The sequence below is a fragment of the Streptomyces muensis genome, from assembly GCF_021474425.1.
Lineage (GTDB): Bacteria > Actinomycetota > Actinomycetes > Streptomycetales > Streptomycetaceae > Streptomyces > Streptomyces muensis.
This window is the reverse complement of the sequence record NZ_JAKEIP010000008.1, coordinates 49,698-67,262: the sequence shown is the minus strand read 5'-3', so window position 1 is coordinate 67,262 and position 17,565 is coordinate 49,698. Positions and strand designations below refer to the sequence as shown.

The window sequence follows — 17,565 nt, the reverse complement described above, 5'->3', positions numbered from 1 at the left end:
ACGCCGATGGCGTCGTCACACGAGAGGCCGCTCGACCACCGCTACCGCGGTGAACACCCCGTCCGCACCCTCGCCTACCTCTTCCGCGCCGACCGCTACCGCATCGCCGGAGCGGTCGGCGTCTTCACCGTCAAGCACAGCCCGATCTGGCTGCTGCCGCTGATCACCGCGTCCATCATCGACACGGTCGTCCAGCACCAGCCGATCAGCAGACTGTGGCTGAGCACCGGCGTGATCATGTTCATCCTGCTCGTCAACTACCCCCTGCACGTGCTGTACGTCCGCCTGCTGTACGGCAGCGTGCGCCGGATGGGCACCGGCCTGCGCTCCGCGCTGTGCACCCGTATGCAGCAGCTCTCCATCGGCTACCACTCGCGCGTGAGCGCCGGTGTGCTCCAGGCCAAGGTCGTGCGTGACGTGGAGACCGTCGAGCAGATGGTGCAGCAGACCGCGGAGACGGGGCTCGGCGCGGGCACCGTGCTCATCGGCGGCCTCGTCATCATCGGGATCCGCACACCGGAGTTCCTGCCGGTCTTCCTCGTCGTCGTGCCCGCCGCCGCGCTCGTCGTCGCCCGCCTCCGGGCCCGACTGCGCACCCACAACGAGCACTTCCGCCACGAGGTCGAGACCCTGTCCTCCCGGGTGACGGAGATGACCCGCCTCATCCCGGTCACCCGCGCCCACGGCCTGGAGGGCAAGGCGCTGCGCCGCATGGACGGCACCCTGCACCGGCTGCTGACCTCCGGCATGCGCCTCGACCTGGTCAACGGCCGCTTCGGCTCGCTCGCCTGGGTCGTGCTGAACGTCGTCGGCGTGCTCGTCCTCGCCGGCGCCGCGCTGATCTCGTACTACGGCGTCTGGGGTGTGACCGCCGGTGACGTCGTCATGCTGAGCGCCTTCCTGACCACCCTCACCAACTCCACGACAACGTTGGCGGGCCTGGCCCCGGTCATCACCAAGGGCCTGGAGTCCGTGCGCTCCGTCGGCGAGGTGCTCCAGGCCCCCGAGCTGGAGGACTACGCGGGCAAGGCCGAACTGACCTCGCTGCGTGGCGCGGTGACCTTCGACAACGTCAGGTTCGCCTACGAGGACAACGGCCGCCCCGCCGTACGGGACTTCAGTCTCTCGGTCACACCGGGGGAGACCATCGCCCTCGTCGGCGCGTCCGGTGCGGGCAAGTCCACCGTGCTGAACCTCGTCATCGGCTTCATCCGTCCGACCTCGGGACGGCTGGAACTCGACGGCACCGACATGAACACCCTCGACCTGCGCACCTACCGCCGTTTCGTCTCGGTCGTGCCGCAGGAGTCGATCCTCTTCGACGGCACCGTCCGCGAGAACGTCGCCTACGGCATGGACGACGCCGACGAGGAGACGGTGCGCGCGGCGCTGCGCGACGCCAACGCGCTGGAGTTCGTCGACCGGCTGCCGCAGGGCCTCGACACCGTGGTCGGCGAGCGCGGGGCACGGCTGTCCGGCGGACAGCGGCAGCGTCTGGCCATCGCACGGGCCCTGATCCGGGACCCGAGGGTGCTGATCCTCGACGAGGCGACCTCGGCCCTGGACACCCGGTCGGAGGCGCTGGTCCAGCAGGCCCTCGCCCGTCTCCTGCACGGCCGTACGACCTTCGTGGTGGCGCACCGGCTGTCCACCGTGCGCGGCGCGGACCGCATCGTGGTGATGGGAGACGGCCGTATCCAGGAGATCGGCACCCACGAGGAACTCCTGCGCCGGAACGGGGCGTACACGGCACTGCACAGCGGGCAGGTCGCCTGACGTGCGGGTTCCACCTGCTCCACCGGAAGGCGGAACAGGTGGAACCGTCGGCCACGACCCCGCCCGGCTACCCCCGGTCGATCACCCGGCCCAGCTCGATCCGGTCGATGTCGGGCGCCCAGCCGGTCGCGTTGCCGAAGGTCACCTTGTTGGAACCCTTACTCAGGTCGACCGGGACGCCCAGCGTCCAGTAGTCGTCCGAGCTCCAGGTGTTCTTGAAGGTGGCCTTCACCGGCGCCGCGCTCCCCACGGTGATGTCCGCCGTACGGGACATGATGTCCGTGTTGTAGGCGTGGCCGTTGTCCCGCCGGTCGTTGTGCGCGTAGTGGACGACCAGCAGGTAGCGGCCCGAGCTGGGTGCGCGCACCGTGAACTCGGCCGTGCTGTCGGGGCTGTTGCCGAGCTTGCCGATGTAGGAACCGGCGGAGGCGTGCACGGATTGGACCAGCTCGGCCCCGCCCTTGAGGACGGCCGCCCTGCCCTCGTAGGAGAGGGCGCCGGAGCTCGATCCGCTGCCCGAGACCTCCAGCGACCGGACGGCGGAGTGCGGGGCGGTCACCGCGACCCGGTTGTTCCCCGCCACGAGGTAGAGCCGCAGCGGCCGGCCCGGCGCCGCCGTCACCGTCTCGCCGTGCAGGGCGAGCTTCACCGCCGCCGTCGCCTCCGGCACCACCGTGAAGTAGCCGTCGCGCGGGGCGTACACGTCGAAGACCGCCTTGTCGCCGGAGCGCAGCACCAGGGCGCCGGTGCCCACTCCCGCCGAGGAGGAGTAGTCGTACGACGGCCGCCCGCTGATGTCCGCCAGCGTGGCCTCGTACGACGCCGAGGGCGCTCCCTCGCGGGCGGTCAGGTCGATGCGGTCGAGGGTGACCTCGGCGTCACCCTTCGCGAGCGTGAGGACATGGGTGCCTGCGGACAGCCGCACCGTGACGTCCTTCTTGGCGCGGTAGGTCCAGTTCTCCGTGGAGGGATAGGTGACCGTGGCCGTCTCGTCGCCGTCGACCGACAGCTTCTGCGTGGCCGGGCCGCCGGACTGGTTGCCGTACAGGATCGCCAGGTCGTACGTCCCGTCCGTGGGCACCGTGACCGTGAAGTCGACCTTGCTGGTGGCCTGGTTGAGCGAGCCGACGTCCTTGGTGCCGGAGGCCGCGTAGCCGTTGGCGTTCTCGACCGTGCCCTGCGTGTAGACCTTGCCGTCGGTGACGGCGGCCGCCTCGGCCTCGTACGACGCCGACCAGGGCACGGCGGCGGGGGAGGGGGTGCCCGTGCCGCCGGGGGTCAGGACGATCCGGTACGCGGACATCTTGCGCATGCCGCGCAGCGGGACGGTCACCGAACCGTCGTCGGCCACCTTCACCTTCGTACGGGCGAGGACCCGCGGCGTCGCGTGCTGCCCCTCGTAGCCGGACCAGGCGGCCTCGGCGACGGTCGCGGTGACCGTACGGCCGAAGACGGAACGGGGCACGTTGCGCACGACGACGTCGGAGTCGCCCGCCGCACCGCCGAGCAGCACCTGCGCCTGACGGCGGCCGGTGTCCAGGGAGGCCAGGCCCTGGAGGGTGTCGATGGTGTTCGGCTGCGCCGGGGTCACCTTGACGGTGTCACCGGTCATCCCGGCGTACCAGCGGAACAACCACCAGCCGCCGTTGGGGATGTTGGAGCGCACGACATGGCCGCTGAGGTTGCCGGCCGCGTCCCAGTACGCCATGTTCGCGTACACCTTGTTCCGCTCGAACATCGAGACCCACTGCACGAGCTGGCCCGGGACGGAGAGGTCGCGGCGGTTGGCGTACTCGTCGATGTTGATCTTCAGCGGCGCGATGCCCGCCTCGCGTTCGAGCTTGCGGTAGTCGTCGTAGTGCGCCTGGAAGTCGCGCAACGAGCCGGACCCCAGCTCGTGCCAGGTCATCACCTGCGGCAGGACGTTCTCCCGCTTGGCGAAGGCGAGGAAGTCCTTCAACAGGCGGGTGTGGTAGGCGGCTTCGTTCGGACCCGCGATCCTCGCGTCCGGGTCGATCGCGCGGATGCGCTGGTACACCGTCTTCCAGTCCTTGAAGAACCGGTCCCGGTTGGCCTCGTACTGGGCCTGGTCGGCGACGCCGAGCTTGTACCAGATCTGGTCCGGCTCGTTGAACGGGATGTAGACGAACCGCTCGCTGTTCGGGTCCGCCGCCACCTCCTTGGCGATCTTGTCGACCTTGGGGAGGTAGTCGTCGATGCCGAGATCCTCGTACGGCCACTTGGCGTAGATGTCCTGCATCATCACGTTGATCTCGCCGCCGCCGTTGCGGAAGAACGACTTCGAGACGGTGAGCGCGTCGCCGTTGGGGTGCTGGGCGCCGCCCTCCGGCTTCTGCGAGACGCTGGTGACCTTCAGGGGTTCCAGCGCGGCGTCGCTGGGCACCCCGTCGTCGCTGAGCCCGTACAGCGCGCCGTTGGCGCCGAGCATCACCGGCCCCTCGGAGGCGGACAGGTCGACGGTGAGGCGCTGCGGGTCGGCAGCGGCCGCGGGGCCCGCGGCGGGGAGAGTGGCTGCCATGGTGGCTGCTCCAAGTGCGGCTGATATCAGGGCGGTTCTGGCACGGAAGCCGGTACGGGATCCCGTACGGCGTCCGGTGAGCAATCTGGTACGGGTTCGTGTGCGGGCGGGGGTGATCACTCTGCTGGACCTCCGGTCACTTGACGGCTCCACTGGTGATTCCGGACACGATCTTTCGCTGGCCGACGAGGAACACGGCGACCATGGGCAGGCTCATCACCACGACGTACGCGAAGACGAGATGCCAGTTGTTGAGGTAGAGCTGGGCGCTGGCGACCTGGTAGAGGTTCAGCGGGAGGGTGGCCCGCTCGCCGCCGCCGAGGACGAAGAAGGCGTAGAAGACGTCGCTCCACGCGTAGAGCATCACCATGATCGTCGCGGTGGCGATCACCGGGCGCAGCAGCGGCAGGACGATTCGCCAGAAGATCCGCGACGGTGTCGCCCCGTCCATCCGGGCCGCCTCCTCCAGCTCCAGCGGGATGGCACGGATGAAGCCGGTCATGAAGAAGATCGACGTCGACAGGTACATGCCGGTGTAGACGGCGATCATGCCGGGCCGGGTGTTCGACAGGCCCAGCTGGCGCAGTTCCATCACGATGGTGATGACCGCGGGAGGCAGCAGCAGTCCGCTGATGCACAGCGCGTACGCCGCCGACACCAGCCTGGACTTGCGGCGCGCGAAGACCCAGGCGGCGCCCGCCCCGAGGAGCAGGACGAGGACGACCGAAGGCAGCACCACCAGCAGGGAGTTGAAGAAGCCGCGCAGCATCTCGCCCTGGCTCACGGCGTCGGCGTAGTTGTCGGCGGGCTGCCAGTGCCGCGGCAGGTCCAGGTTGGGCTTGATGGCCTCCGCCTGCGGCTTCGCGGAGGTGACGACGACCAGCCACAGCGGTACGCCGACGGCCAGGCCGGCGAGCAGCAGGACCAGGGCTGGGCGGCCGTACCGCCAGGCGACGGACGGGTTCACAGCAGCTGCTCCCTTCGTCGCAACCCGACGACCAGGGGAATCGCCACCGCGACCACGACCAGGAAGAGCACCAGGCTCATCGCGGAGGCCTGGGCGTACAGGCCCTGACCGAAGATCCGGAACATGTAGATGTTGAAGACCTCGGTCGAGGCCGCCGGACCGCCGCCGGTCGTGGCCTGCACGATGTCGAAGGTGTTCATCGAGCCGATCAGCGCGGTGGTGACGTTGAAGGTGACGGCCGGCGCGAGCATCGGCCAGCGCACCGACCAGAAGGTCCGCCACGGCCCGGCGCCGTCCATCCGCGCAGCTTCCAGCATGTCGCCGGGGATGCCCTTGAGCCCGGCCAGATAGATCAGCATGGACAGGCCCATCCACTTCCAGCCGTGGATGAGGGTGACGACGACGAGGGTCCAGGTCGTCGAGCCCAGCCACGGAACGTCCGTCCCCAGCACGGAGTTGACGGCTCCGTCCTGGTCGAGCAGCGCCTGGAAGACGTAACCGGTGGCGAGCGCCGAGATCAGGACCGGCAGGAAGAACACCGCGCGGAAGAACCGGTTGAAGCGGCTGTCGGCCTCCAGCAGCAGCGCGAGCCCCAGCCCGAAGCCGTTCTGGAACAGCGCCGCCAGCAGGGCGTACAGCAGGGTCGTCCGGATCGCGCGGAGCAGCGAGCCGTCCTCGGCGATGGTTCTGAAGTTGTCGAGGCCGGTGAAGGCGATGTCCGCGTGGTACGAGGACCAGTCGGTGAACGGGTAGTAGAAGTTGAGCAGGTTGGGCACCAGGAAGAAGCCCGCGAAGACGACGATCGCTGGAAGCGCGAACCACCAGGGGTGGTGCACGGCGGCGCGCGGCAGCCGTCCCACGCCCCTGGACTCGCCTTGCGCGGACGGCTGCTTCCGCGTACGTACGACGGTGTCGGCCATGGCTAGAACCCGGGCGCGCCCTGGGCCTTGGCCACCTGCGCGAACTGGTCCTGGATGGCCTGGGCGACCTGCGTCGGGTTCTTCTTGTCGAAGATCATGTCGGCGAGGTACAGGTGGGTGTCCGGGGCGACGATCGCCTTGGCCTGGAAGACGCCGATGGCGGTGGGCAGGGCCGCGACCTGGGCCTTGGAGGTCTGCGGCAGACCCTCGGGGGTGGGCACGGACGGCTGTACGGACGGGATCTTCATCGCCTTGATGTAGTCGGCGTAGTCCGGGCCGAGCCAGAAGGCGAGGAACTGCCGGGCCGCGTTCTGCCGCTTGTCGTCGCCGGTCCTGAAGGCGACCACACCGTTGGTCTGGTCGGGCGAGTACATGCCGGTGGCGGCGGAGTTGGCGATCGGGAACCAGCCGATCTTCCTGTCGATCTCCGCCGTGGAGTACTTGGCCTGCAACTGGCTCTGGAAGGACGTGACATTGAGGACCATGCCGGCCTCGCCCTTCCACAGCGCGTCGGCCTGTCCGGTGAAGGTGCCGGTCCGGTAGTTCTTCTGGGCGAGCCCGGCGTCGAGCAGCTTCTCCTTGTACTTCTTGATCGCGCCGACGACGACCGGGTCGGTCCACTTCTTCTTGTTCTCGTTCAGGTCCGCCCACCACTGCTTGTCGAGGTCGGTGAGCTGGACCTGCATCTGCCACTGCAGCGGCCACTTGTCGCCGCCGGCCTCGTAGAAGGCGGCCGCGTCCGTCTTGTCGACGACCTTGTGGCCGAGGGCGAGCAGCTCGTCGTACGACTTCGGGAAGTCCTTCTCGCCGAGCCCGGCCTGCTTGAAGACGTCCTTGTTGTAGTAGACGCCGAGCATGGCGGGGCTGGTGACGATCGCCGCGTACCGCTTGCCGTCGATCACGCCGAGCGACTTCTCGGTGTCGCCGAGCCTGGCCTCCCACGGCTCGCCGTCCAGGGTGAGGAGGTTCTGCTGCGGCTGGACGAACGGCAGCGTGGAGATGGACGGCTGCCAGAACATCAGGTCCGGGCGGTCGCCGGAGGCCAGCTTGGTCGGCACGTTCTGCTCGTACAGGTCCGGGATCGCCTGGGTCTCCACCTGCGCGCCGGTCGCCTTCTCGAAGGCGTCGATGACCTGCTTGGGCGCGTCGACCGTGTTCTGCGCGGTCCACATCGTCAGCTTCACGCCGTCCAGACGGGCCGTCGGGTCGACGGCCGTCCGCTTCCCGTCCGTGCCCGAGTCACCGGAAGCGCCGGCCGTGGGATCGCTGCACGCGGTGGCGGCGAGGCCGAGGGCACATATCAGCGCCAGGGCGGGGAGAGCTCTTGTCTTCATCACTTGCCTTTCGCGAACGGGTGGTTCAGGAAGCAGGAATCAGAACAGCGGTGCTCGTGCGATGCGTTCGGGGACCGTCCGGCGCCATGGCGGACTGTGCGACGCGGTCAGGGATGGTGTGGTGCGGCGGGGGCGTGCGATGTGTCGAGGGGGCTGTGGTGTGTCGAGAGGTTCTGCGGCGAGTCGAGGGACCGTGCGGCGCGTTCAGGTGGTGGCCGGGGGCGGCCCCGAGCTCTCCCGCACCACCAGCTCCGGCACCGACACCGGATGCGGGGCGATCCGCGCGGCCTCCTCCAGCACCCCGTGCAACAGGGCGAACGCGGCCCGCCCGAGCCCGGTGAAATCCAGCCGTACGGTCGTCAGGGACGGCGTCAGATACGCCGAGTGCGGGGCGTCGTCGAACCCGGCCACGCTCACCTCGCCGGGCACGGAGCGCCCCGCCTCGTGCAGGGCCCGCAGTACCCCGAGCGCCAGGTCGTCGTTGCCGCACAGGATCGCCGAGACCGCGGGGTCCCGAGCGAGCTCGTGGCCCGCCGCGTGACCCTCCGCCGGACCCCAACTGCCCTGCACCGGCCGGGGTTCGGGCGCACCGGCCTCGCGCAGCGCCTGCCGCCAGCCGCTGGTACGGGCGCTGGTGCGCCGGGTGCTGGACGGGATGGCGACGTAGTGCACGGTCTCGTGCCCCAGCGAGAGCAGATGGCGGGTCGCCTGGTAGGCGGCCTCGCGGTCGTCGGTCCACACCCAGGGCCGGCCCGGGTCGGGCGTGCTCGCCGGGGTCTCGACGACGCCGACGACCGGGAGTTCGGCGGGGACGGCACCGAGCGCCTTCACTCCGGCAGGGTCGTACGCGATCACGATCAGCCCGCCGCCCGCGCCCGCCGCCCGCCGCACCTCGGCCGCGACGGCCGCCTCGTCCGCCGACTCCAGCACGCCGATCCCGACCGCGTAGGACTCGGCTCGGGCGGCCTCCTCGATGCCCTGGAGGATCGAGGCGTAGCCGTAGTGCGTGGTGTTCGCGGTGAGCACGGTCACGGCCCTGCTGCGTCCGCTGGCCAGGGCGAGCGCGGTGGCGCTGCGCCGGAAGCCCAGCTCGTCGATGGCGGCGAGGACGCGCTCCCGGGTGGTCGGCCTGACGCTGGGATGGCCGTTGATCACCCGGGAGACGGTCTGGTACGAGACGCCGGCGGCGGTCGCGACGTCCCTGATACTCGCAGGGCGCCTTGTGTGACCGGTCACATTCATGCCAGGATTGTGACCGGTCACATGGGGACCGTCAAGAGACCGTAACGAGGGATTCACGAGGGGGAGCACCTTGACCGGTACGGGCGACGCGGAACTCAACGGCACGCAGGACACCTTCACTTGGGGTCATGTCGCCCTGGAGGCCGGGTTCGCCACGGCGTCCGACGGGACCCTGCGACTGGTCCGGCTCGGTGACGGCGAGCCCGTCCGTCCGGAGGCCGCCCTCCCCCTCGTCGAGCTCACGGCCTTCGGGCACGGCAGCGCCTGGTCCGGCCCGCGCTTCACCGGCACGGCCCTCGGCGCGCGCCTGAAGTACCGGGGCCGGCACAGTGGGCGGCGCGGCGACCAGGAGTGGCTGACCCTCGAACTCCACGACCCGGCGACCGGGTTGACGGCTTTCGTCGAGCTGACGTCCCCCACCGGACTGCCGGTCCTGCGCTCCCGCGTCCGGCTCCGCAACGACGGCCCGGAGCCGCTCGTCGTCCAGTCGGTCAGCAGCCTGCTCCTCGGCGGCCTGCCCGCACCGGACGCCCTCGACGTGCGCCGGGCCCGCAACGACTGGCTCGCGGAGTGCCGTTGGTCCACCGAACCGCTGCGCGCCACCGTCGCCGACATCAACGTCGGCGCCCATCAGCACGACAGCCGGGCCGCCCTCGTCCTCGCCGGACGCGGCAGCTGGCCCACCGACGGTCATCTGGCGATGGGGGCGCTGACGGAGCGGGGGAGCGGCCGGACCTGGCTGTGGCAGATCGAGTCCCCGGCCGGCTGGCGCTGGGACCTGGGCGAGCGCGGGCACGGCACGTACGTGGCGCTGAACGGCCCCACGGACGCGGAGCACCAGTGGCGGGTCCGGCTCGCGCCGGGCGAGGAGTTCACCACCGTGCCGGGAGTCCTGGCCCTCGGCACCGGGTTCGACGAGGCCATGGGCGCTCTGACCGTGTACCGCCGCGCCGTTCGCCGCCCGCACCCGGACCACACCGCGCTCCCGGTCGTCTTCAACGACTACATGAACACGCTCATGGGCGACCCGACCACCGAGAAGCTGTTCCCGCTGATCGACGCGGCGGCCCGGACGGGCGCGGAGTACTTCTGCGTGGACGCCGGCTGGTACGACGACTCGGCCGACGGCGACTGGTGGGACACCGTCGGCGCGTGGCTGCCCTCGGCGCGGCGCTTCCCCGACGGCGGCATCCGGGCGGTCCTGGACCGGATCCGGGAGCGCGGCATGGTGCCCGGGCTGTGGCTGGAACCGGAGGTCGTCGGCGTACGCAGCCCGGTCGCCGCGGCGCTCCCGCCGGACGCCTTCTTCCAGCGCGACGGCGTACGCCTCACCGAACAGGGCCGCCACCAGCTCGACCTGCGCCACCCGGCCGCCCGGGCGCACCTCGACAAGGCGGTGGACCGCATCGTCGGCGACTGGGGCGTGGGCTATCTCAAGCTGGACTACAACATCGTGGTCGACCCCGGCACCCTCGCACCCGGGGACCTCGCACCCGGAGCCGGCCTGCTCGGCCACGCCCACGCCTACCTGGACTGGCTCTCCGAGGTGCTGGACCGGCACCCCCACCTGGTCGTCGAGAACTGCGCCTCGGGCGGTATGCGGATGGACGGGGCCACCCTCGCCGTCACCCAGCTCCAGTCCACCAGCGACCAACAGGACCCCCTGCGCTACCCGCCCATCGCCGCCGCCGCGCCGACCGCCGTACCGCCCGAACAGGGCGCCGTCTGGGCCTACCCGCAGCCCGGCTTCGACGACGACCTGATCGCCTTCACCCTGGGCGGTGCCTTGCTCGGGCGGATCCATCTCTCGGGCCATCTGGACCGGATGTCACCGCGTCAACTCGACCTCGTGCGGGACGCGGTGACCACGTACAAGGCGATCCGCCCGGACCTGGCGCATGCCGTCCCGTTCTGGCCGCTCGGGCTGCCCGGCTGGACGGACGAGTGGCTGGCGCTGGGGATGCGGTCGTCCGACGGCCGTACGTCGTACCTCACCGTCTGGCGGCGCGGCGGCGAACCGGAACTGCGGCTGCCCATAGGTCACTTGGCGGGCCGGGACGTCCACGCGGAGATCCTGCACCCGTCGCCGGCGTCGGCCGCGGCGGCCGGTTCGGCGGTGTGGGACGGGGACGGGCTGCGGGTGTCGCTGCCACGGACACCCGCCGTTCTGCTGGTCCGGCTGCGCGCGTGCTCGCCAAGCGGGCCTGACCTGCAAGACAACAGAGATATAACAACAGGCAACTAAAGGAGGTTTGCCGCGGTCTAGTCCGCCATGAAGATCTCTTTCCTGCTGCACAACGCCTACGGGATCGGAGGCACGATCACCACCACCTTCAACCTGGCACAGGCACTGGCCGAGCGGCACGAAGTGGAGATCGTCTCGGTGCTGCGGCACCGCGAACACCCGAACTTCGCGCTGGACCCGAGAGTTTCCTTGCAGCCGCTGGTCGACCTGCGGCACGAGAAGGAACACCCCCTGCACCTCAGACCGGCGCGGGTGTTCCCCGCCGCCGAGTACCGCTACCGGCAGTACAGCGAGTTGACCGACCAGCGGATCGGCGAGTTCCTGGCGGCGACCGACGCCGACGTCGTCATAGGCACCCGGCCCGGGCTCAACGTGCACCTCGCGCTCCAGGCGCCCGAGCACGTCGTCCGCGTCGGACAGGAGCACCTCACCCTCGACAACCACCCGCCCCGCCTGCGCACCACGCTGCGCCGCGCCTACCGCCGGCTCGACGTGCTCACCACGGTCACCGAGGCGGACGCCGCCGCCTACCGGCGCAAGATGCGGCTGCCCGGGGTCCGGGTGGAGGCCCTGCCGAACAGCGTGCCCGATCCGGTGCTGCCCGCCGCGGACGGCACCGCGAAGATCGTGGTCGCGGCCGGCCGGCTGGTCCCGGTGAAGCGCTACGACCTGCTCATCGAGGCCTTCGCCCCGGTCGCCGCGGAACACCCGGACTGGCAACTGCGCATCTACGGCAAGGGGGACGAACAGACCCGGCTGCGCGAGCTCATCCAACGCCTGGGCCTGTCCGACAACGCCCTGCTGATGGGCGCGGCGGCCCCCATGGAGGCCGAGTGGGTCAAGGGCTCGATCGCCGCGTGCACCTCCAACTTCGAGCCGTTCGGCATGACCATCGTCGAGGCCATGCGCTGTGGCCTGCCCGTGGTGAGCACCGACTGCCCCCACGGCCCCGGCGAGATCATCGAGGACGGCGTCGACGGCCGACTGGTACCGGTCGGGGACCGGGACGCGCTGGGCGCCGCGCTCCTCGACCTCGTCCGCGACGACGAACGCCGCCGGCGGATGGGCCGTACGGCCATGGAGAACGCCCGGAGGTTCGCCCCGGCCCCCGTCGTGGAGCAGGCCGAGCGGCTGATCGACGACGCGAGGTCGGCGCGCCGGACCGGACGGCCACTCGCACCCCCGGAAGGCCACCGAATACAACGCGCCCTGGTCAGCCAGGGCTTCGCCGTACGCGACGCCGCGTACGCCGTGGCCTCCGGCGCGCTGCGCACCGTACGGAGGGGACGGCGTTGAACACGAAACCGGACACGAGACCCGACACGACGCGGGGCGCGCACCTGCGTGTCGACTGCACGGCCGACGCGGACGGCCGGATCGTCTTCGGCCTTCCGGCGACGGCCGCCGACGAAGCCGGCTCGCCCCGGCTGCTGCTTCGGCTGCGCCCCAAGAAGGGCCAACCGGAGAAGACCGTCCACCTCCTGGAGCTGCGACCCGCCCACGACGGCCGCCTCCTCGCCGTCCTGGAACAGCAGCCCGCCCTCGCCGAGGGCCGGTGGGACGTCTACCTCCTCGCCGAACCCGACGCGCCCCGACAGCGCCTGCGGCCCGGCCTGCGCGACCTGCGGGCCCTCGTCGACGGCCACACCCGTGACCGGCCGTCACCGGTGGCGGTGCGCGTCCCGTACGTCACCAAGGACGGCTACCTCGCGGTGCGGGCCTGGCTGCGCACCGAGCACGCGGAGGTCGAGGGCATCGACGTCACGGACCGCTCGATGACGGTCCGGGCCCGGCTGCACGGCACCTCGCTCGCCGAGGGAGCCGCCGTACGGCTGCGTCTGCGGGGCGGCGACGGCACCGTGCGGATCGTGGAGTTGCGGGGCGAGAGCGACGGGCGGGCGTTCTCCTTCGTCGTGGACTACGCGGAGCTGGTCGCCGACGGCAACGGCCGTGACCGCGTGTGGGACCTCAGCGTCCGGGTGTCCTCCGGAGAGGGAACGCCTCCGGTCCGGATCGGTCGTCTCCTGGACGACGTGGCGGACCGCAAGGAGGTCTTCGTCTACCCCGCGGCCGTGGTCGGCGGCGGCGCCGTGCGTCCCTACTTCACGGTCGACAACGACCTGTCGGTGGAGGTGAAGTGACGCATCGCTGAGGCTTGCGGACAGAAGCTGACCGCAAGCCTCCCTACGGTCGTTCCATGACTCAGACGCAGAAGATCCTTGTCACCGGTGCCACCGGAACCGTCGGCCGCCAGGTCGTCGCCGAACTCCTCGCCCGCGGCCACGCGGTCCGCGCGCTCACCCGGGATGCCGCGAGGGCCGACTTCCCGGCCGGGGTCGAGGTCGTCCAGGGCGACCTGACCGAACCCGCGACCCTGATCCCGGCTCTGGACGGCGTGAGCGGGCTCCATCTGATCACCTTCGGCGGGGCCTACTTCGCCCCGCTGGAGACCGGCCCGCGCATCCTGGAGCTCGCCCGCGCCGCCGGTGTCCGGCGGGTCACCGTGCTGCACGGCGGCGGACCGTCCTTGCTGGAGGACGCCGTGCGGGCGGACGACGGTGTGGACTGGACCGTCCTCATGCCGGTCGAGTTCATGGGCAACGCCCTGGAGTGGGCCGACGGGATCGTGACCTCGGGCGAGGTCCGCGAGCCGTTCGTCTCGCGGCTGAGCGCCATGGTCCACGAGGGCGACATCGGGGCCGTGGCCGCGGTCGCGCTCACCGAGGAGGGGCACGGGGGACAGGAGTACGTGATCACCGGACCCGAACTGCTCACCGTCACCGACAAGGTGGCCGCCATGGCCGCCGCGCGCGGACGGGAGATCGCCCTGGTCGAGCTGACCGAGGAACAGGCCGTCGCCCAGTGGCGGGCGGCGGGCCACCCGGAGGACGTGATCGGCTTCCTGCTGGAGGCGTACGGCAACACCCCGGAGGTGGGCCGTACGGTCGTGGACACCGTGGAGAAGGTCACCGGCCGTCCGGCCCGCACCTTCGGCCAGTGGGCCGCGGAGCACACGGACGCCTTCGTGGCCCAGCCGCGCGAAGCCACGTCGTAGCCGTGTGCATGTCGTCCCGGGTGGCGGCAGGGCCTACCGGTCCGCCGCCATGACAGCGCCCAGCGGAGGCCCGAGGCGGGTGGTGACGCTCACGCGGCGCTGCTGCTTCGGGGCATCCCGTGTCGGCAGGTCACGTCGTGCTCGCTGCCGAGGCTCGTCCACCAGCGTTCGCAGCACGCGGAGTCGATCTCCGCACGGACGATCGCCTCGGCGGCGTCGCCCCCGCGTCCCGCCCGCGCGGCCAACTCCAGCAGCCAGCGCCGCTGTTCGCCGATCACGGTCTCCCGTACGACGGCGATGACCGGCACCAGACTGGCGGCGGCGAACAGACAGGCGGCCCACGCGGGGCCGTAGCGGACTTCGAGGACCGTGGTCCAGGCGAGCCCCGCGCTCGTGGCGATGTAGAGGGCGCAGAGGAAACGGCTGGAGCAGTTCATGGGCGTACACCGTCCTTGGGGAGGATCGATACCCCTTGTCCAACTGCTAACGGCCCGTGTGGACTCGGGTGATTTATCCCACCGTGACTGAAGGCGCTTTCTTCCCCTGGAACGCGGCGCGATAGGCGTGCGGCGTGGTGCCGACCACCCGGCGGAAGCGCTCACGGAACGCCGTAGGTGACCCGAACCCGGCCTGGCGTGCGATGCGTTCGATCGGGTGGTCGCTGTTCTCCAGCAGATACTGGGCCCGCCGCACACGCGCCCGCAGCAGCCATTGCAAGGGTGTGGTGCCGGTCTGCTCACGGAACCGGCGGCTGAAGGTGCGCTCGCTCATGCCCGAGCGTCCCGCCATCGCCCCCAGGGTGATCTCCCCGGCCAGATTGTCCTCGATCCACTCCAGCAGGGGTTCGAGGGCCGAACCCCGGGGCACCGGCGGGTGCTCGTGCACGATGAACTGCGCCTGTCCGCCCTCCCGTTCCAGCGGTACGACGGACATGCGCGCGGTGTGCGCGGCCACCGCCGAGCCCAGGTCGCGCCGGATCATGTGCAGGCACATGTCCAGGCCCGCGGCGGCCCCGGCGGAGGTGAGGATCCCGCCGTTGTCGACGTACAGCACGTCCGGCTCGACTCGGACGTCCGGGAAGCGCCGCGCCAGATCGTCGGTGGCCATCCAGTGGGTGGTGGCGCGCAGCCCGTCGAGCAGTCCGGCCTCGGCCAGGACGAAGGCGCCCACGCACACGGACGCGATCCGGGTGCCGGCCCGCGCCGCCTCCCGCAGGGCCGCCACCACCCGAGGGGAGGGCGGCCCGGTGTCGTCGCAGCCCGGCACGATGATCGTGTCCGCGTCCTCCAGCCCGTCCAGCCCCCGGTCGATACGCAGCGCGAAGCCCTCCGTGGGCACCTCCGGCGACTCGGCGCACAGCCGGACCCGATAGGGGCGGCGTCCGTCGGGCAGCCGGGTCCAGCTGAACATCTGGAAGGGCGCCGCCATGTCGAAGGGCACCACGTTGTCGAGAACCAGGATCGCCACGGTGTGCATGAGGGACACCCTAGGTGGATTCCCGCCAGCGCTATAAGGCCAGGTCATGTGAGCAGCATGCGAGGAGAAAGCGCTCAGACTGCATTGGCGGGAACCCGTTGGAAGCTGTCGTTTCTGCCTCTGTCCGATCACCCGTACGGTCCCTAGCGTGGGGCCGGTGACCAAGATCCTCCTCACCCTTCACGTCCTGGCCGCCATCGTCGCCGTCGGCCCCGTCACCGTCGCGGCCAGCATGTTCCCGCCGGCCGCGCGCCGCGTCCCGGCGACCGACGGGGCCGTGGCGGTCGGCACCGTCCAGTTGCTGCACCGCATCTGCCGCGTCTACGCCGCCATCGGGGTGTCGGTGCCCGTCCTCGGTCTGGCGACCGCCCTGGCGATGGGCGTGCTCGGCAGCGGCTGGCTCATCACGTCCATCGCCCTCACCGCCGCGGCCGCCGGCATCCTGATCGCCTTCGTCCTGCCCCGCCAGGAGGAACTCCTGGAGCAACTGGGCGCCGAGAAGACCGTCGAGCACACGGCGACGGTACGACTCGCCATGTTCACCGGCATCTTCAACCTGCTGTGGGCGACCGTCACCGTCCTGATGATCGTCCGGCCCGGCTCGACGACGGGTGCCTGAACCGGCGGGTGGGGCGGTGCACCGACGATGCCGTAGTGCCCGTGCGGCGGCCGTCAAGCGCTCTGGCAGAATTCGTACTTCAGTGTGCGTCGGCGCCTAGACTCGACAGCCGTGCCCAAATGCACACAGGGCCACGACATGAAAGGCGCGTTGACGGGTGTTCCAGGATTCCCCCATTTACGACCGGCTCATCGCCGAGCGCGGCGACATCCCCCTCCAGGTGCGCAGGGAGGCCGAACGCGTCAGCAGGGAAGTCGAGTTCGCCATGCAGCCCCTGCTTCAGTCCCGGCAGTCGCTGCTGCAGCCCGGAGGCCCCGCACCGGCCCCCGGACGCCCGACACCACCGGCCCCGACTTGGCAGCGCAGCGCCCTGCCGCCCGGGCCCTAGAGGGCCGCGACCTCGGTCAGGGAACCTTCGCGCTCGCCCCGTTGGCGTGCGGCTGCTCCCCGGTGGCGGGCCGGGCGAGCCACTCGGCGATGCTCAGCGATATCGGCTGGCCCGTGTCCACCTCGATGAACCCGAACTGCCCGGACTGGTTGCACTCCAGGAACCACCACGTGCCGTCGGCGTCCTCGACGAAGTCGAAGGCGCCGTAGGCGAGTTCGGCCTCCCGCATATAGGCGCGGACCGCCTCGGCGACGCGCGGCGCGACCTCGACGGGACGCCAGGGCGCGTCGGACGCGGCGAAGCGGACGTCCACCTCGGCCTCCGCGTCGGCCACCTTGGCGGCGGCCAGCAACCGCTCGCCCACCACGGTGAGCCGGATGTCGGCCCGCTTGACGACACGGCGTTGCAGCAGGGTGGGCCCGAAGGCGACGGCGGAGAAGTCCGCGTCCGGGGCCACTCTGCTGGTCGGCACCGCGCGGGGCGGATCCTGCGGGTGGGCGCCGGAGACCGGCTTGACCACCAGATCCGGAAAGCGCGCGGCGAACTCGCGGGCCGCCTGCGGGAACGTCGTGATCAACGTGGCCGGAACGGGCAGGCCGCAGCGCTGGGCCAGCCGCAGCTGCCACGGTTTGTAACGCGCCCGGCCGGCCGCGTCCGGGTGGTTCATCCAGCGCACGTCAGTGCCGCGCAGCATGCCGTACAGCGCTTGCCCTGCCTCCTCCGTCAGCCAGGCCGACGGCGCGGCCGCGCGCGCCGCCGCGGCTCCGGGCCTGCGCGTCCATATCGACCGCAGCCCGTTGATGCTCACCAGGCGTCCGGCGGACGACAGATGGCCACGGAAGGCACCGTGCACGAACTCGCCCGACAGGGCGACCCCGCCGGTCAGGTCGGCGGGATCGAGTCGGACCACCGGGACACCGGACGCGTTCAGGTGCACGACCACCATGTCCGCCGTCACGTCCTCTTCGTTGGTCACAATCAAGACGGTCATCGTCGGCGACCTG

15 protein-coding genes are annotated in these 17,565 nt (G+C 70.9%); 7 read left to right on the top strand and 8 right to left on the bottom strand.

Going from position 1 to position 17,565, the window contains the following annotated elements; all coding sequences use genetic code 11:
• Positions 1 to 6: 6 nt before the first annotated feature.
• Complete coding sequence (locus tag L0P92_RS04105) at positions 7 to 1,776, top strand: ABC transporter ATP-binding protein (protein ID WP_234761079.1); 1,770 nt, start codon at positions 7 to 9, stop codon at positions 1,774 to 1,776.
• Positions 1,777 to 1,843: 67 nt separating this feature from the next.
• On the opposite strand, the gene L0P92_RS04100 is transcribed toward L0P92_RS04105, so the two are convergent.
• The 5 genes from L0P92_RS04100 to L0P92_RS04080 form a co-directional block, all read right to left on the bottom strand.
• Complete coding sequence (locus L0P92_RS04100; RefSeq protein ID WP_234761078.1) at positions 1,844 to 4,315, bottom strand: CBM35 domain-containing protein; 2,472 nt, start codon at positions 4,313 to 4,315, stop codon at positions 1,844 to 1,846.
• Positions 4,316 to 4,451: 136 nt separating this feature from the next.
• Positions 4,452 to 5,282 carry a carbohydrate ABC transporter permease gene (locus L0P92_RS04095; RefSeq protein WP_234761077.1) on the bottom strand — a complete coding sequence of 277 codons (831 nt, stop codon included), beginning with the start codon at positions 5,280 to 5,282 and terminating at the stop codon, positions 4,452 to 4,454.
• Entirely contained in the window at positions 5,279 to 6,202 is a 924-nt protein-coding gene (locus L0P92_RS04090; protein WP_234761076.1) for a carbohydrate ABC transporter permease, read from the bottom strand. The genes L0P92_RS04095 and L0P92_RS04090 overlap by 4 nt, the downstream gene beginning before the upstream one ends.
• A gap of 2 nt (positions 6,203 to 6,204) precedes the next feature.
• Entirely contained in the window at positions 6,205 to 7,536 is a 1,332-nt protein-coding gene (locus tag L0P92_RS04085) for an ABC transporter substrate-binding protein (RefSeq protein ID WP_234761075.1), read from the bottom strand.
• Between the two features lie 204 nt (positions 7,537 to 7,740).
• Complete coding sequence (locus L0P92_RS04080; RefSeq protein WP_234761072.1) at positions 7,741 to 8,778, bottom strand: LacI family DNA-binding transcriptional regulator; 1,038 nt, start codon at positions 8,776 to 8,778, stop codon at positions 7,741 to 7,743.
• A 70-nt stretch (positions 8,779 to 8,848) separates the two neighbouring features.
• Between L0P92_RS04080 and L0P92_RS04075 the strand changes: the two genes are divergently transcribed.
• The 4 genes from L0P92_RS04075 to L0P92_RS04060 are packed head-to-tail and all read left to right on the top strand — an operon-like array spanning position 8,849 to position 14,078.
• Positions 8,849 to 11,023 (top strand): alpha-galactosidase, encoded by a 2,175-nt coding sequence (locus L0P92_RS04075; RefSeq protein WP_234761071.1) that lies wholly within the window; start codon positions 8,849 to 8,851, stop codon positions 11,021 to 11,023.
• Positions 11,024 to 11,050: 27 nt separating this feature from the next.
• Positions 11,051 to 12,319 (top strand): glycosyltransferase family 4 protein, encoded by a 1,269-nt coding sequence (locus tag L0P92_RS04070; RefSeq protein ID WP_234761070.1) that lies wholly within the window; start codon positions 11,051 to 11,053, stop codon positions 12,317 to 12,319.
• On the top strand, positions 12,316 to 13,164 hold the full coding sequence (locus L0P92_RS04065) for a transferase (protein ID WP_234761069.1): 849 nt from the start codon (positions 12,316 to 12,318) through the stop codon (positions 13,162 to 13,164). The genes L0P92_RS04070 and L0P92_RS04065 overlap by 4 nt, the downstream gene beginning before the upstream one ends.
• 56 nt (positions 13,165 to 13,220) lie before the next feature.
• On the top strand, positions 13,221 to 14,078 hold the full coding sequence (locus L0P92_RS04060; protein ID WP_234761068.1) for an NmrA family NAD(P)-binding protein: 858 nt from the start codon (positions 13,221 to 13,223) through the stop codon (positions 14,076 to 14,078).
• Between the two features lie 89 nt (positions 14,079 to 14,167).
• On the opposite strand, the gene L0P92_RS04055 is transcribed toward L0P92_RS04060, so the two are convergent.
• Positions 14,168 to 14,515: a hypothetical protein gene (locus tag L0P92_RS04055; protein WP_234761067.1), complete on the bottom strand. Its 348-nt coding sequence runs from the start codon at positions 14,513 to 14,515 to the stop codon at positions 14,168 to 14,170.
• 73 nt (positions 14,516 to 14,588) lie between these two features.
• On the bottom strand, positions 14,589 to 15,554 hold the full coding sequence (locus tag L0P92_RS04050; protein WP_234761066.1) for a GlxA family transcriptional regulator: 966 nt from the start codon (positions 15,552 to 15,554) through the stop codon (positions 14,589 to 14,591).
• A 157-nt stretch (positions 15,555 to 15,711) separates the two neighbouring features.
• Here L0P92_RS04050 and L0P92_RS04045 point away from each other — a divergent pair, with 157 nt between their 5' ends.
• A complete protein-coding gene (locus L0P92_RS04045) occupies positions 15,712 to 16,173 on the top strand; it encodes a DUF2269 family protein (protein WP_234761065.1) in 462 nt (153 codons plus the stop codon).
• Positions 16,174 to 16,330: 157 nt separating this feature from the next.
• Complete coding sequence (locus tag L0P92_RS04040; RefSeq protein WP_234761064.1) at positions 16,331 to 16,561, top strand: hypothetical protein; 231 nt, start codon at positions 16,331 to 16,333, stop codon at positions 16,559 to 16,561.
• Between the two features lie 16 nt (positions 16,562 to 16,577).
• Here the strand turns inward: L0P92_RS04040 and tgmB are convergent, their stop codons facing one another.
• Positions 16,578 to 17,552 carry an ATP-grasp ribosomal peptide maturase gene (gene tgmB, locus L0P92_RS04035; protein ID WP_234761063.1) on the bottom strand — a complete coding sequence of 325 codons (975 nt, stop codon included), beginning with the start codon at positions 17,550 to 17,552 and terminating at the stop codon, positions 16,578 to 16,580.
• Positions 17,553 to 17,565 lie beyond the last annotated feature (13 nt).

Excerpts from the sequence above, each read along its gene's own strand:
- L0P92_RS04070 (WP_234761070.1), top strand. The coding sequence starts at position 11,051 with ATGAAGATCTCTTTCCTGCTGCACAACGCCTACGGGATCGGAGGCACG.
- L0P92_RS04055 (WP_234761067.1), bottom strand. The coding sequence starts at position 14,515 with ATGAACTGCTCCAGCCGTTTCCTCTGCGCCCTCTACATCGCCACGAGC.
- L0P92_RS04060 (WP_234761068.1), top strand. The coding sequence starts at position 13,221 with ATGACTCAGACGCAGAAGATCCTTGTCACCGGTGCCACCGGAACCGTC.
- tgmB (WP_234761063.1), bottom strand. The coding sequence starts at position 17,552 with ATGACCGTCTTGATTGTGACCAACGAAGAGGACGTGACGGCGGACATG.
- L0P92_RS04080 (WP_234761072.1), bottom strand. The coding sequence starts at position 8,778 with ATGAATGTGACCGGTCACACAAGGCGCCCTGCGAGTATCAGGGACGTC.
- L0P92_RS04100 (WP_234761078.1), bottom strand. The coding sequence starts at position 4,315 with ATGGCAGCCACTCTCCCCGCCGCGGGCCCCGCGGCCGCTGCCGACCCG.
- L0P92_RS04105 (WP_234761079.1), top strand. The coding sequence starts at position 7 with ATGGCGTCGTCACACGAGAGGCCGCTCGACCACCGCTACCGCGGTGAA.
- L0P92_RS04090 (WP_234761076.1), bottom strand. The coding sequence starts at position 6,202 with ATGGCCGACACCGTCGTACGTACGCGGAAGCAGCCGTCCGCGCAAGGC.
- L0P92_RS04085 (WP_234761075.1), bottom strand. The coding sequence starts at position 7,536 with ATGAAGACAAGAGCTCTCCCCGCCCTGGCGCTGATATGTGCCCTCGGC.
- L0P92_RS04050 (WP_234761066.1), bottom strand. The coding sequence starts at position 15,554 with ATGCACACCGTGGCGATCCTGGTTCTCGACAACGTGGTGCCCTTCGAC.